This is a genomic window from Streptomyces sp. NBC_01775 (genome assembly GCF_035917675.1).
Lineage (GTDB): Bacteria > Actinomycetota > Actinomycetes > Streptomycetales > Streptomycetaceae > Streptomyces.
Window position 1 is genome coordinate 8,300,697 of sequence record NZ_CP109104.1, and the last position, 14,045, is coordinate 8,314,741.

The 14,045-nt window shown below is 69.9% G+C and carries 11 protein-coding genes; 9 read left to right on the plus strand and 2 right to left on the minus strand.

Going from position 1 to position 14,045, the window contains the following annotated elements:
- The first annotated feature begins 95 nt into the window (after nucleotides 1-95).
- The 5 genes from yajC to OHB04_RS36715 all read left to right on the plus strand — a co-directional run bounded on the left by yajC (nucleotide 96) and on the right by OHB04_RS36715 (nucleotide 7,132).
- On the plus strand, nucleotides 96-632 hold the full coding sequence (yajC, locus tag OHB04_RS36695; protein WP_326691948.1) for a preprotein translocase subunit YajC: 537 nt from the start codon (nucleotides 96-98) through the stop codon (nucleotides 630-632).
- A 160-nt stretch (nucleotides 633-792) separates the two neighbouring features.
- The gene (gene secD, locus OHB04_RS36700) at nucleotides 793-2,607 is read left to right on the plus strand and encodes a protein translocase subunit SecD (protein ID WP_326691949.1); all 1,815 of its coding nucleotides are present in this window, start codon (nucleotides 793-795) and stop codon (nucleotides 2,605-2,607) included.
- A gap of 1 nt (nucleotide 2,608) precedes the next feature.
- Entirely contained in the window at nucleotides 2,609-3,772 is a 1,164-nt protein-coding gene (secF, locus tag OHB04_RS36705; protein ID WP_326691950.1) for a protein translocase subunit SecF, read from the plus strand.
- A gap of 13 nt (nucleotides 3,773-3,785) precedes the next feature.
- Nucleotides 3,786-4,352 carry an adenine phosphoribosyltransferase gene (locus OHB04_RS36710; protein ID WP_326693083.1) on the plus strand — a complete coding sequence of 189 codons (567 nt, stop codon included), beginning with the start codon at nucleotides 3,786-3,788 and terminating at the stop codon, nucleotides 4,350-4,352.
- A 206-nt stretch (nucleotides 4,353-4,558) separates the two neighbouring features.
- Nucleotides 4,559-7,132, plus strand: coding sequence for a RelA/SpoT family protein (locus OHB04_RS36715; protein ID WP_326691951.1), 2,574 nt, complete (start codon nucleotides 4,559-4,561; stop codon nucleotides 7,130-7,132).
- A gap of 247 nt (nucleotides 7,133-7,379) precedes the next feature.
- Here the strand turns inward: OHB04_RS36715 and OHB04_RS36720 are convergent, their stop codons facing one another.
- Together OHB04_RS36720 and OHB04_RS36725 are read right to left on the minus strand one after the other, a co-directional pair.
- The gene (locus tag OHB04_RS36720; RefSeq protein ID WP_326691952.1) at nucleotides 7,380-8,609 is read right to left on the minus strand and encodes a DUF349 domain-containing protein; all 1,230 of its coding nucleotides are present in this window, start codon (nucleotides 8,607-8,609) and stop codon (nucleotides 7,380-7,382) included.
- Between the two features lie 180 nt (nucleotides 8,610-8,789).
- Nucleotides 8,790-9,623, minus strand: a complete 834-nt coding sequence (locus OHB04_RS36725) for a peptidylprolyl isomerase (RefSeq protein ID WP_326691953.1) — start codon at nucleotides 9,621-9,623, stop codon at nucleotides 8,790-8,792.
- A 214-nt stretch (nucleotides 9,624-9,837) separates the two neighbouring features.
- Here OHB04_RS36725 and OHB04_RS36730 point away from each other — a divergent pair, with 214 nt between their 5' ends.
- The 4 genes from OHB04_RS36730 to OHB04_RS36745 all read left to right on the plus strand — a co-directional run bounded on the left by OHB04_RS36730 (nucleotide 9,838) and on the right by OHB04_RS36745 (nucleotide 14,018).
- Nucleotides 9,838-10,575, plus strand: a complete 738-nt coding sequence (locus tag OHB04_RS36730; protein ID WP_326691954.1) for an MBL fold metallo-hydrolase — start codon at nucleotides 9,838-9,840, stop codon at nucleotides 10,573-10,575.
- A gap of 11 nt (nucleotides 10,576-10,586) precedes the next feature.
- Entirely contained in the window at nucleotides 10,587-11,849 is a 1,263-nt protein-coding gene (gene hisS / locus OHB04_RS36735) for a histidine--tRNA ligase (protein WP_326691955.1), read from the plus strand.
- Nucleotides 11,850-11,918: 69 nt separating this feature from the next.
- A complete protein-coding gene (locus tag OHB04_RS36740) occupies nucleotides 11,919-12,554 on the plus strand; it encodes a vitamin K epoxide reductase family protein (protein WP_326691956.1) in 636 nt (211 codons plus the stop codon).
- A 96-nt stretch (nucleotides 12,555-12,650) separates the two neighbouring features.
- Nucleotides 12,651-14,018 carry a replication-associated recombination protein A gene (locus tag OHB04_RS36745; RefSeq protein ID WP_326691957.1) on the plus strand — a complete coding sequence of 456 codons (1,368 nt, stop codon included), beginning with the start codon at nucleotides 12,651-12,653 and terminating at the stop codon, nucleotides 14,016-14,018.
- Nucleotides 14,019-14,045: the final 27 nt, after the last annotated feature.

Sequence of the window (14,045 nt, forward strand, 5' to 3'; positions counted from 1 at the left end):
CGCTTAGACTCCGCCGACGCCCTCCCTTTGCGGAGGCTTGCCCACCCCGAATACCCAGGCCGCTGAGACGCGGCCATGAAGGAATATCTTCCGCCGTGGATCCTATTGCTCTGCTCCCTTTCATCGTGCTCATCGGGGCCATGTTCCTGATGACCCGCTCGGCCAAGAAGAAGCAGCGTCAGGCCTCGCAGATGCGTGACCAGATGCAGCCCGGCACGGGCATCCGGACCATCGGGGGCATGTATGCCGTCGTCAAGGAGGTCCGCGACGACGCCGTCCTGGTCGAGATCGAGCCGGGCGTGCACGCTCTGTTCGCCAAGAACGCCATCGGTGCCGTGCTCCCGGACGAGGAGTTCGACCGCATCGTGAACGGGGGCGAGGGCGAGGAGCTGGACGTCGACACGGTGGTTCCGGACGACGCCTCGGCGCTGACCCGCGACGAGGACTCTCCCGCCGACACGAAGCTCGATCTCGGCAAGAAGGATTCCGTCGCGGACACGCCCGACGACGAAGCCGACGAGGACGCCAAGGCCACCGCGGACGCCTCCGAGGAGCCCAAGGTGGACGCGGCCAAGGCCGACACCACCGGCTCGAAGGATGCCAAGCGGGACGGAGACTCCGACTCCAAGTAAGGTCGGCGCCGCCGGACTGATGGGGGCACCTCCTGACCGAAGGTCGGAGGAGACCGGGTCCGGCGGCGTAGCACGTCCACAGACCACTTCGCGTGCCGCCGGGCCGCCCTAGCCGAACTCAGGGGGCGGCCGGGGCGGTTGGACAGGGAGAGACGAGAAGGTGGCAGCACCGAAGAGGGGCCGAAAGGCTCCTGGCGCCAAGGGAAGGCCGTGGCGCTCCCTAGCGCTGATCCTGCTGGTCATGGCCGGGTTGTTCGGGGGGATGTTCCTCTCGGGCCACAAGACCCCCCGGCTGGGGATCGACCTCGCCGGCGGCACGAGCATCACGCTTGAGGCCAAGAACCAGCCGGGCAAGCCCAATGCGATCAACAAGACCAACATGGACACCGCCGTCAGCATCATCGAGCGGCGTGTCAACGGTCTTGGTGTGCAGGAGGCCGAGGTCCAGACCCAGGGCGACCGGCACATCATCGTCAACATCCCGAAGGGCACCAACTCCAAGCAGGCACGCGAGCAGGTCGGCACGACCGCTGAGCTGGGCTTCCGCCCGGTACTGACGCTGGCCCAGACCGGTCAGCAGCAGCCGACGCCGACACCGTCGCCCTCCGACAGCACGGGTTCGGGCAAGAAGAAGGACGGGCAGGACGGGAAGGGCGACAAGAGCGGGGAAAAGGGAGCGGGGGGCGCCGATGACAAGGCGTCCTCCTCGGGCTCCTCCTCATCGGCGGGGCAGGGCCGCGCGGTCACCGAAGGGCTGAAGTCCCAGACCGCGAAGACGAAGGAGACTCCCACCCCCAAGGCCAGCGAGTCCGGGAGCAAGAAGAGCCCGCCGCCCACCACCCCTCCGCAGCAACAGCAGCCGCCCGGCGTCTCCGGCGCGCTGGCCAAGAAGCTTCAGGCGCTGAACTGCAACACCAAGGAATCCAGGGCGAAGGCCAGCGAGAAGGCCGCCGCCGCCAAGCCTTCGCAGCAGATCGTCGCCTGTGACGCGCGCGAGAAGATCAAGTACGCGCTCGGCCCGGTCGCCGTCCAGGGCAAGAACGTCAAGGACGCCAAGGCCGTCTTCGACCAGCAGCGGGCCCAGTGGATCGTCCAGATGTCGTTCGACGACAAGGGCTCCGACCAGTTCGGCAACATCACCGGCAAGCTGATGAAGCAGCAGCAGCCGCTGAACCAGTTCGCCATCGCGCTGGACGGCGAGGTCCAGTCGGCCCCGACCGTCAACCAGCGGCTGACGAACAACGCCGAGATCTCCGGCAGCTTCACCCAGGAGTCCGCCGAGGACCTGGGCAACATCCTGTCCTACGGCGCGCTGCCGCTGTCCTTCGACGAGTCCGACGTGACCACGGTCACCGCGGCGCTCGGCAGCGACCAGTTGCACGCGGGTCTGGTCGCCGGCGCCATCGGCATGGCCCTGGTGATCATCTACCTCGTCGCCTACTACCGCGGCCTGTCCCTGATCGCCATCCTCAGCCTCCTTGTCTCCGCGGTGCTGACGTACACGATCATGACCTTGCTGGGCCCCGCGATGGGCTTCGCGCTCAACCTGCCGGCCGTCTGCGGCGCCATCGTCGCCATCGGCATCACGGCGGACTCGTTCATCGTCTACTTCGAACGCATCAGAGACGAAGTGCGCGAGGGCCGCACGCTGCGGCCCGCCGTCGAGCGTGCCTGGCCCCGTGCCCGGCGCACCATCCTGGTCTCGGACTTCGTCTCCTTCCTCGCCGCGGCCGTGCTGTTCGCCGTCACCGTCGGCAAGGTGCAGGGCTTCGCGTTCACGCTCGGCCTGACCACCGCGCTCGACGTCGTCGTGGTCTTCTTCTTCACCAAGCCGATCATGACGCTGCTGGCCCGCAGGAAGTTCTTCTCCGACGGGCATCCGTGGTCCGGGCTCGATCCCACGAGGCTCGGCGCGAAGCCGCCGCTGCGGCGCGGCCGTCGCTCCTCCGTCAGCACCGACACGAAGGAGGCGTGAGATGTCCCGTCTCGGCAATCTCGGCGCCCGGCTCTACCGCGGCGAGGTCGGCTACGACTTCATCGGTCACCGCAAGCTCTGGTACAGCGTCTCGATCCTGATCACCATCACGGCCATCGTCGGACTCGTGGTCCGCGGGCTCAACATGGGCATCGAGTTCGAGGGCGGCGCCGTCTTCACCACGCCCAAGACCACGGCCTCCGTCGAGCACACCACGCGGTCCGCCGAGAAGATCTCCGGGCACACCGCCATCGTCCAGGAGCTGGGCGGCGGCGGGATGCGCGTCCAGATCGCCGGCGTCGACACCAAGACCTCCTCCGAGGTCAAGGAGAAGCTCGCCGAAGACCTGAAGGTCAACGCGGAGAAGATCGACGCCCAGCTCGTCGGCCCCAGCTGGGGCGAGCAGATCGCCAACAAGGCGTGGCAGGGGCTCGGGATCTTCATGGTCCTGGTGGTGATCTATCTCGCCATCGCCTTCGAGTGGCGTATGGCGCTCGCCGCGCTCATCGCCCTCATCCATGACCTCACCATCACCGTCGGCGTCTACTCCCTGGTCGGCTTCGAAGTCACACCAGGCACCGTGATCGGTCTGCTGACGATTCTCGGCTACTCCCTCTACGACACCGTCGTCGTCTTCGACGGGCTCAGAGAGGGCAGCAAGAACGTCACCAAGCAGACCAAGTACACCTTCAGCGAGATCGCGAACCGCAGCATCAACAGCACCCTGGTGCGCTCCATCAACACCACCGTCGTCGCGCTGCTCCCCGTCGCCGGCCTGCTGTTCATCGGCGGTGGCCTGCTCGGCGGCGGCATGCTCAACGACATCGCGCTCTCGCTGTTCGTCGGCCTGGCGGCCGGTGCCTACTCCTCGATCTTCATCGCGACGCCGCTGGTCGCCGACCTCAAGGAGCGCGAGCCGCAGATGAAGGCGCTCGCCAAGCGCGTGCTGGCCAAGCGCGCCAAGGCCGAGGAACGCGAGGGCCAGGACCCCGACGGCCCCCAGGACGAGCCGCCCGGCGACGGCGGCGGGCCCCGCCCGCCCATCACGGTCCAGGACGCCAACGGCGCCGGTGCCGGTGCGGGAGCCGGGGTCTCCGGCCAGCGCCGCCAGCCGCCGCCCCGCAACCGTGGCGGTCGCGGCAGGCCCTCGGGAAAGCGCAGGTGAGGGCGTGAGCGCGATGGAGTCCCCCGCGCCGCCACTGATCCCCGATGAAGTACGGGAGCTGCTGGCCGCCCGGATCCACGACGTGCCGGACTACCCGAAGCCCGGAGTGATGTTCAAGGACATCACTCCGCTCCTCGCCGACCCGAAGGCGTTCTCGGCCCTGACCGACGTGCTGGCCGGGCTCGTCGCCCGGCACGGCGCCACCAAGGTCGTCGGCCTCGAGGCGCGTGGCTTCATCCTCGCGGCACCCGCCGCCGTCCGCGCGGGCGTCGGCTTCGTGCCCGTGCGCAAGGCGGGCAAGCTGCCCGGAGCCACGCTCTCGCAGGCGTACGACCTGGAGTACGGCAGCGCCGAGATCGAGATCCACGCGGAGGACCTGGGCGCGGGCGACCGCGTCCTGGTGATCGACGACGTGCTGGCGACCGGCGGTACGGCCGACGCCTCCGTGCAGCTCATCCGCCGCGCGGGCGCCGAGGTCGCGGCGGTGGCGATGCTCCTGGAGCTGAGCTTCCTCGACGGCCGGGCCCGGGTCGAGCGGGCCCTGGAGGGGGCACCGCTGGACGCTCTCGTCACGGTCTGACCTGTCACAGTCCGACCACAGCGTGCTGCTCCGCGCAGCGGCATAAGGCGGCCACCCGATACGTTCACCCGTTGAGGGAACCCCCCGGCCGAAGGCTGGGGGATGGTGGCCGCCTTCGCTGTGCCCGCCCACCTCGGCCCAGGAGGGGCGCGGAGCGCGGAATGGCTACCATGGCAGTCCGACCTGGGGTCCAACGAGGAGTGCTCTTGCCAGACGAGGCCCAGCAGCTCACCGCCGCACAGCACCAGGACGCAGCCGGCGCCGACAAGGCGGCGCGGCAGCGGCCGGGTGCCACGGCGGGCGAAGCGCTGCCCCCCAAGAGCGACGGCTCGGGCGAGCCCCGTACGGCCGACAGCAAGGGCAAGAAGGGATCCGGGGCCCCCGCGGCCCCCAGCGAAGCGCGGAACGGCGCCGAGAGCGGTGTCACCGACCGCGTGGCGCCCGCGCGCGCCGTCTCGGGGGTTTCGGGCCGCTCCGGCTCCTCCAACCGCGTACGCGCCCGTCTGGCGCGTCTCGGCGTGCAGCGCTCCAGCCCCTTCAACCCGGTCCTGGAACCGCTGCTGCGGATAGTGCGCAGCAACGACCCCAAGATCGAGTCCTCGACGCTCCGCCAGATCGAGCGGGCCTACCAGGTCGCCGAGCGCTGGCACCGGGGGCAGAAGCGCAAGAGCGGCGATCCGTACATCACCCACCCGCTCGCCGTCACCACCATCCTCGCCGAGCTGGGCATGGACCCGGCCACGTTGATGGCGGGCCTGCTGCACGACACCGTCGAGGACACCGAGTACGGGCTCGACACCCTCCGTCGTGACTTCGGCGACCAGGTCGCACTGCTGGTGGACGGCGTCACCAAGCTCGACAAGGTCAAGTTCGGCGAGGCGGCGCAGGCCGAGACCGTGCGCAAGATGGTCGTCGCCATGGCCAAGGACCCCCGCGTCCTGGTGATCAAGCTCGCCGACCGGCTGCACAACATGCGCACGATGCGCTATCTCAAGCGCTCCAAGCAGGAGCAGAAGGCCCGCGAGACCCTGGAGATCTTCGCTCCGCTGGCCCACCGGCTGGGCATGAACACCATCAAGTGGGAGCTGGAGGACCTCGCCTTCGCGATCCTCTACCCGAAGATGTACGACGAGATCGTCCGGCTGGTCGCCGAGCGCGCGCCCAAGCGGGACGAGTACCTGGCCGTCGTCACCGACGAGGTCCAGGCCGATCTGCGCGCGGCCCGTATCAAGGCCACCGTCACCGGGCGGCCGAAGCACTACTACAGCGTCTACCAGAAGATGATCGTCCGCGGCCGGGACTTCGCGGAGATCTACGACCTGGTGGGCATCCGCGTCCTGGTGGACACCGTCCGCGACTGCTACGCCGCGCTGGGCACCGTCCACGCCCGCTGGAACCCGGTTCCGGGGCGGTTCAAGGACTACATCGCGATGCCCAAGTTCAACATGTACCAGTCGCTGCACACGACGGTCATCGGTCCCGGCGGCAAGCCCGTCGAGCTCCAGATCCGCACCTTCGACATGCACCGCCGCGCCGAGTACGGCATCGCGGCCCACTGGAAGTACAAGCAGCAGGCCGTCGCCGGGGCCTCCAAGGTGCGCTCGGACGTGCCCAAGAGCGGCGGCAAGGCCGGCGGCCAGGACACGATCAACGACATGTCCTGGCTGCGGCAGCTGCTGGACTGGCAGAAGGAGACCGAGGACCCGGGCGAGTTCCTGGAGTCGCTGCGCTTCGACCTGTCGCGCAACGAGGTCTTCGTCTTCACGCCGAAGGGCGACGTCATAGCGCTCCCGGCCGGGGCGACGCCCGTCGACTTCGCCTATGCCGTGCACACCGAGGTCGGGCACCGCACCATCGGCGCGCGGGTCAACGGCCGTCTGGTGCCGCTGGAATCGACCCTCGACAACGGCGACACCGTCGAGGTCTTCACCTCCAAGGCCCCGGGCGCCGGCCCCTCGCGCGACTGGCTCGGCTTCGTCAAGTCGCCGCGTGCCCGCAACAAGATCCGCGCCTGGTTCACCAAGGAGCGGCGCGACGAGGCGATAGAGCAGGGCAAGGACGCCATAGCGCGGGCCATGCGCAAGCAGAACCTTCCCATCCAGCGCATCCTCACCGGCGACTCGCTGGTCACCCTCGCCCACGAGATGCGCTACCCGGACATCTCCGCGCTCTACGCGGCGATCGGCGAGGGCCATGTCTCGGCGCAGAACGTCTGCCAGAAGCTGGTGCAGGCGCTCGGCGGGGAGGACGAGGCCAAGGAGGACCTGGCCGAGACCGTGCCGCCCATGCCCACCCGCACCAAGCGGCGCGCCATGGCCGACCCCGGAGTGGTCGTCAAGGGCGTCGGCTCGGACGTCTGGGTCAAGCTGGCGCGCTGCTGTACGCCGGTGCCGGGCGATCCCATCATCGGCTTCGTCACGCGGGGCAACGGCGTCTCCGTGCACCGTGCCGACTGCGTCAACGTCGACTCCCTGTCCAAGGAGCCCGAGCGGATCCTGGAGGTCGAGTGGGCGCCCACCCAGTCCTCCGTCTTCCTGGTCGCCATCCAGGTCGAGGCGCTGGACAGGTCCCGGCTCCTCTCGGACGTCACGAGGGTGCTGTCCGACCAGCACGTCAACATCCTGTCGGCGGCCGTGCAGACCTCCCGCGACCGGGTGGCCACCTCCCGCTTCACCTTCGAGATGGGCGACCCCAAGCACCTCGGGCACGTCCTGAAGGCGGTACGCGGCGTGGAGGGCGTCTACGACGTCTACCGCGTCACGTCCGCGCGGCGCCCCTAGGTTCGCGGCGTACGTTCTGGCTGGGGCCGCCGTGGATTTCGCCCGCCCCTCGCCGTCGTGGCTGATCGCCGTCGCGGCGGTATGGACCCCGGAGGTCCTGGACCGCCCTGACATGCTGAAGGGGTGTGGGGACAGCGCCCCCACACCCCTCTCCGCCACAGCGGCGCGCGACCACGACGGCGTGGGTCCCGGCGGTGGTGACGGCGGGCTCAACCGCCGCGTTCGCAATAGCCGGCCCGGCCAGGGCCTAGCCGCCGAATTCGTGGAGGCCCTTCTGGGCCTGGTCCAGGAGCATCTGGCGGCCGGCCAGCTCCTGTTCCAGCTTGTCGGCCTTCGCGTTGTTGCCCGCCGCGCGGGCCTTGTCGATCTGGCCGCGCAGCTTGTCGACCGCGTCCTGGAGCTGCCCCGTCAGCCCCGCCGCGCGGGCCCTGGCCTCCGGGTTGGTGCGGCGCCACTCGGCCTCCTCGGCCTCCTGGATCGCCCGCTCCACCGCGTGCATCCGGCCCTCGATCTTGGGCCTGGCCTCGCGCGGTACGTGCCCGACGGCATCCCAGCGCTCGTTGACCGCCCGGAAGGCGGACCGCGCCGTCTTCAGATCCGTGACGGGCAACAGCTTCTCCGCCTCGGCGGCCAGCTCCTCCTTGCGGGTGAGGTTCTCGCGCTGCTCGCTGTCGCGCTCGGCGAACACCTCGCCGCGGGCCTGGAAGAAGACGTCCTGCGCGCCGCGGAAGCGGCTCCACAGATCGTCCTCGTACTCCCGCTGGGCCCGCCCGGCGGCCTTCCACTCCTGCATCAGCTCGCGGTACTTGGCCGCCGTCGGCCCCCAGTCCTGCGACTGGGACAGCGACTCGGCCTCGGCGACCAGCTTCTCCTTGCGCTGCCTGGCCTCCTCGCGCTGCGCGTCCAGCTGCGCGAAGTGCGCCTTTCGGCGCTTGGAGAAGGCGGACCTGGCGTGCGAGAAGCGGTGCCACAGCTCGTCGTCGGTCTTGCGATCCAGCCGCGGCAGGCCCTTCCAGGTATCGACCAGCGCGCGCAGCCGCTCGCCCGCCGCCCGCCACTGCTCGCTCCGGGCCAGCTCCTCGGCCTCGACGACCAGCTGTTCCTTGGCGCCGCGCGCCTCCTCGGACTGCTGCGCCTTGCGGGCCTTGCGCTCCTCGCGGCGCTCCTCGACGGCCTCGTCCAGCTTGTCGAGGCGGGCGCGCAGCGTGTCGAGATCGCCCACGGAGTGGTGCGCGTCGACCTGCTCGCGCAGGTGCCCGATCGCCGTCGTGGCGTCCTTGGCCGACAGGTCGGTCGTCTTGACCCGGCGCTCCAGGAGGCCGATCTCCACGACCAGACCGTCGTACTTGCGCTTGAAGTAGGCGAGGGCTTCGTCGGGCGAGCCCGCCTGCCACGATCCGACGACCTTCTCGCCGTCGGCCGTACGCACGTATACAGTCCCCGCGTCGTCGACGCGGCCCCACGGGTCGCTGCTCACAGCGCCTCCTCCACATGACGCCTGGAAAGGGGCGTGCGGCCCCCGGCATCGTCCACAGTTTTCGTCCGGCCGGCAGAATCGTCCGGCCGTCGGCGCAGGCACCCTACACAACGCCAACATAGGCGACCGGCGCCCGCGCTGTCCGCAATCCGCGCGGCCGAAATTCCCGGCATGGGCAGCTCAGGACTTCCGTGCCGTGGCCTTGTCGATCACCACGGTGGCGTTGGGCGGGGTGTTACGGGTCTGGGGGTCCGGGATCGATCCGGCCTTGGCGATCTTCTTGAGTACGCCCATACCCTCGGTTATCGTTCCGAACGGGGTGTAATCGGGCGGCAGTTCGCTGTCCTCGAAGACCAGGAAGAACTGGCTTCCGCCGCTGTCCCTGCCCTTGCCGGTCTTCGCGTCGTACTGGTTTGCCATCGCGACCGTGCCGGCCGGGTACTTCTCGCCCTTGATCCGGGAATCCTTGAGGTTCTCGTCGGGGATCGTGTAGCCGGGGCCGCCCTGGCCGGTGCCCTGGGGGTCGCCGCACTGGAGGACGTGGGTCTTCTTGTCGTCGACCAGCCGGTGGCAGGGGGTGTGGTCGAAGAACTTCTCGCCCGCCAGGAAGCTGAAGGAGTTGACCGTGTGCGGCGCCTTGCCGGCGTCCATGTCGATGCCGATCCGCCCGCAGGTGGTGTCCAGGCCCATGCGGTACGACGCGGACCTGTCCACCTTCATCGCCGGCTCCTTCTTCCACTGCTTGCCGTTCGGCGTGCCCTCGGCGGGCTTGTCGCAGGGGTCGGGGGCCTTGCTGGGCGTCTTGTCGCCGGCAGCTTCGTCCTTCTTCTTCTCGTCGCCGTTGAGCCCGCCGGTGGCCGCGTAGGCGCCGCCGGCCACCAGGACGAGGACCACGCCCAGGGCGATGGCGGCGTTGCGTATCCGGGCCTTGCGGCGGGCGGCCTCCCGACGCTTGCGCTGGCGCTCGAACTTCTCCCGCGCCAACTGCTTCCTGCGCTGCTCACTGCTGACCACGGTCTCGTCTCCTTCGAGGCGCCGCACGGGCGGGGGACTTCAGCGGGCGGGCCGCGCCCGGTGTGGCCGCGGCCATCGGCCACGTACCGTATACGGTCCCGTTACGGGTTCGCCCCCTCCTGGGCCGCGCCGGTAGGCTGAGGGCTGCCGGGCCGGTGAAATGCCTGCTCGGCGCCGCCGCCGCATCCTGTTGTCGGACGATTGAAGGACGATCGTGCTCGTTGCCGGGTTCCCCGCCGGGGCCTGGGGGACCAACTGTTATCTGGTCGCCCCCGCCGCCGGTGAGGAGTGCGTGATCATCGACCCGGGCCACCAGGCCGCCGAAGGCGTCCAGGAGGCCGTCGCCAAGCACCGGCTCAAGCCGGTCGCGGTGATCCTCACGCACGGCCACATCGACCATGTCGCCTCCGTCGTCCCCGTCTGCGGCGCCCACGGTGTGCCGGCCTGGATCCACCCGGCCGACCGGTACATGATGAGCGACCCCGAAAAGGCGCTGGGCAGGAGCATCGGCCAGCCCCTGATGGGCGAGCTGACCGTGGGCGAGCCCGACGACGTCGAGGAGCTGAGCGACGGAGCGCGGCTGGAGCTGGCCGGACTGGAGCTGACCGTGTCGCACGCCCCTGGCCATACCAAGGGGTCGGTGACCTTCCGGATGCCCGAACAGGCCGCCGGCGGAGGCGATCAGAGCATTCCGCCGGTCCTGTTCTCGGGCGACCTGCTGTTCGCCGGCTCCATCGGACGCACCGACCTCCCCGGAGGCGACCCGGACGAGATCCTCGGCTCGCTGGCACGCGTGTGCCTGCCGCTGGAGGACGAGACCGTGGTCCTGGCCGGGCACGGCCCCCAGACGACCATCGGCCGAGAGCGCGCCACCAACCCCTTCCTGCGGCAGGTGGCGGCCGACGGCCCCGGAGGCGGCGTCTTCGACGCGGCCCCGCGACGAGGAATGTGACGAGAAGCTTCGTGAGTACCTTCAAGGCCCCCAAGGGCACCTACGACCTGCTCCCGCCCGACTCCGCGAACTACCTCGCGGTGCGCGACGCGCTGTCCGAGCCGCTGCGGCGCGCCGGTTACGGCTACGCGGAGACACCCGGGTTCGAGAGCGTCGAGCTGTTCGCCCGCGGTGTCGGCGAGTCCACCGACATCGTCACCAAGGAGATGTACACCCTCACCACCAAGGGCGGTACCGAACTCGCGCTGCGCCCCGAGGGCACGGCCTCGGTGCTGCGCGCCGCGCTGGAATCCAGCCTCCACAAGGCCGGCAACCTCCCGGTGAAGCTGTGGTATTCGGGCTCGTACTACCGCTACGAGCGCCCTCAGAAGGGGCGTTACCGCCACTTCTCGCAGGTCGGCGCCGAGGCCATCGGCGCCGAGGACCCCACGCTGGACGCCGAGCTGATCATCCTGGCGCACGACGCCTACCGCTCGCTCGGGCTGCGCAACTTCCGCATCCTGCTCAACTCGCTGGGTGACCGCACCTGCCGGCCTGTCTACCGCGCCGCGCTCCAGGAGTTCCTGCGCGGCCTCGACCTGGACGAGGACACCCGCGCGCGCGTCGACATCAACCCGCTGCGGGTGCTGGACGACAAGCGCGAGAGCGTACAACGGCAGCTCAAGGACGCGCCGATGATGCGCGATCACCTGTGCGAGGAGTGCGAGAGCTTCCACGAGGAGGTGCGCTCCCTGCTGACGGAGGCGGGCGTCGCCTTCGAGGACGACCCCCGGCTGGTACGCGGCCTCGACTACTACACGCGTACCACTTTCGAGTTCGTCCATGACGGTCTCGGCTCCCAGTCCGCCGTCGGCGGCGGGGGCAGGTACGACGGCCTCTCCGAGATGATCGGCGGCCCGGCGCTCCCGTCCGTCGGCTGGGCGCTGGGCGTGGACCGTACGGTGCTGGCGCTGGAGGCCGAGGGGGTCACCCTCGAACTCCCCGCCACCACCGAGGTGTTCGCCGTCCCGCTCGGCGACGAGGCGCGGCGCCGGCTCTTCGCGCTGGTGACCGAGCTGCGCAGGGAGGGGCTCGCGGCGGACCTCGCGTACGGCGGCAAGGGCATGAAGAACGCCATGAAGTCGGCCAACCGCTCCGGCGCGCGCTTCGCGCTGCTGCTGGGCGAGCGCGACCTGGCCGAGGGAGTGGCCCAGCTCAAGGACCTCGGCAGCGGCGAGCAGACCCCCGTCGCACTCGACCGGGTGGTGGCTGAACTGCGGGCGCACCTGCGGTGACAGCACAGCCGGGTGGGGCACAATGTGCGGCACACCGGCCATGGACCAGATGACAGGACGACAGAGGCTATGACGACGACGGCACCCCTCGACGAGGCGCACACCGCTGCGGACGAACCGAAGGGGGGTGCCGTCGGCACGAGTCGTGCCTTCTCATGGATGCTGATCATCACGGGCGCCGCGGGCCTGCTCGCCGCGTGGGTGATCACCCTCGACAAGTTCAAGCTGCTCGAGGACAAGAACTTCAAGCCTGGGTGCAGCATCAACCCCGTTGTCTCCTGCGGCAACATCATGGAGAGCGACCAGGCTTCGGCCTTCGGCGTGCCCAACCCCATGATCGGCCTGGTCGCTTACGGCATCGTCATCGCGGTCGGTGTCACGCTGCTCACGCGCGCGAAATTCCCACGCTGGTACTGGCTGACCTTCAACGCGGGCTGTTTGTTCGGCGTCGGGTTCTGCACCTGGCTCCAGTACCAGTCGCTGTACAACATCGGCTCGCTGTGCCTGTGGTGCTCCCTGGCCTGGGTCGCCACGATCGTCATGTTCTGGTATGTCACCGCGCACAACGTCCGCAGCGGCTTCCTGCCGGCCCCCGCAGCGGTGCGCGGCTTCGCGGACGAGTTCCCCTGGGTGGTGCCGGTGCTGCACATCGGTGTCATCGGCATCCTGATCCTCACGCGCTGGTGGGACTTCTGGACGAGCTGACCGGTGACCGCCCGTACGCCTGACCGCCTCCTGGCGCGAGCGGGCGGCAGCGGGCGGTGGGGACGGCTGTCAGTGGCCTGACTTAGGGTTTCCGGCGTGGAGCCCGATCTTTTCACCGCAGCAGCCGAGGACCGTCAGGCCAAGGACCCGTCCGCCAGCCCCCTGGCGGTCCGGATGAGGCCGCGCACCCTGGATGAGGTGGTGGGCCAGCAGCATCTGCTGCGCCCCGGCTCTCCGCTGCGCCGACTGGTGGGGGAGGGCGGCGGCGGGCCCGCCGGATCCTCGTCGGTGATGCTGTGGGGGCCGCCCGGCATCGGCAAGACGACGCTCGCCTACGTCGTCAGCAAGGCCACGGACAAGCGGTTCGTGGAGCTGTCGGCGATCACAGCCGGCGTCAAGGAGGTGCGCGCCGTCATCGACGGCGCACGGCGCTCCTCGGGTGCCTACAGCAAGGACACCGTCCTGTTCCTGGACGAGATCCACCGCTTCAGCAAGGCCCAGCAGGACTCCCTGCTGCCCGCCGTGGAGAACCGCTGGGTCACCCTGATCGCGGCCACGACGGAGAACCCGTACTTCTCGGTGATCTCGCCCTTGCTCTCCCGCTCCCTGCTGCTGACGCTGGAGCCGCTGACCGACGACGACCTGCGCGGGCTGCTGCGCCGCGCGGTGGCCGATGAGCGGGGCCTGGCGGGCGAGGTGGCCCTGCCGGAGGACACGGAGGCCCATCTGCTGCGGATCGCGGGCGGGGACGCCCGCCGTGCGCTGACCGCGCTGGAGGCGGGCGCCGGGGCGGCCCTGGCCAAGGGGGAGAGCACGATCTCGCTGGCCACCATCGAGGAGGCCGTCGACCGTGCCGCGGTGAAGTACGACCGTGAGGGCGATCAGCACTACGACGTGGCGAGCGCGCTGATCAAGTCCATCCGCGGCTCCGACGTGGACGCGGCACTGCACTATCTGGCGCGGATGATCGAGGCGGGGGAGGACCCGCGGTTCATCGCGCGGCGCCTGATGATCTCCGCGAGCGAGGACATCGGCCTGGCCGACCCCTCGGGCCTCCAGACCGCCGTCGCCGCGGCGCAGGCCGTCGCCATGATCGGCTTCCCGGAGGCCCGGATCACCCTCAGCCAGGCGACCATCGCGCTGGCACTCGCCCCCAAGTCGAACGCCGCGTGCACGGCGATCGACGCGGCGCTCGCCGACATCCGCGCGGGCCTGGCCGGCTCCGTCCCGCCCCACCTGCGCGACAGCCACTACAAGGGCTCGGAGAAGCTGGGCCACGGCAAGGGCTATCAGTACCCGCACGACCTGCCGGGCGGCATCGCGGCCCAGCAGTACGCGCCGGACCAGGTGCACGGAAAGCGCTACTACGAGCCCACGCGCTACGGCGCCGAGGCCCGCTACGCGGATGTGGCCGAGAGAGTGCGGGCCCGGCTGCGCGGCGAGAGCGGCGAGGCCGAGAGCTGACCTCGTACGCCCCAGCTGCCCGTGTTT

What these genes read in the sequence shown, in the direction of transcription:
- secF (WP_326691950.1), top strand. Translation starts at nt 2,609, where the DNA reads ATGTCCCGTCTCGGCAATCTCGGCGCCCGGCTCTACCGCGGCGAGGTC.
- OHB04_RS36740 (WP_326691956.1), top strand. Translation starts at nt 11,919, where the DNA reads ATGACGACGACGGCACCCCTCGACGAGGCGCACACCGCTGCGGACGAA.
- OHB04_RS36710 (WP_326693083.1), top strand. Translation starts at nt 3,786, where the DNA reads ATGGAGTCCCCCGCGCCGCCACTGATCCCCGATGAAGTACGGGAGCTG.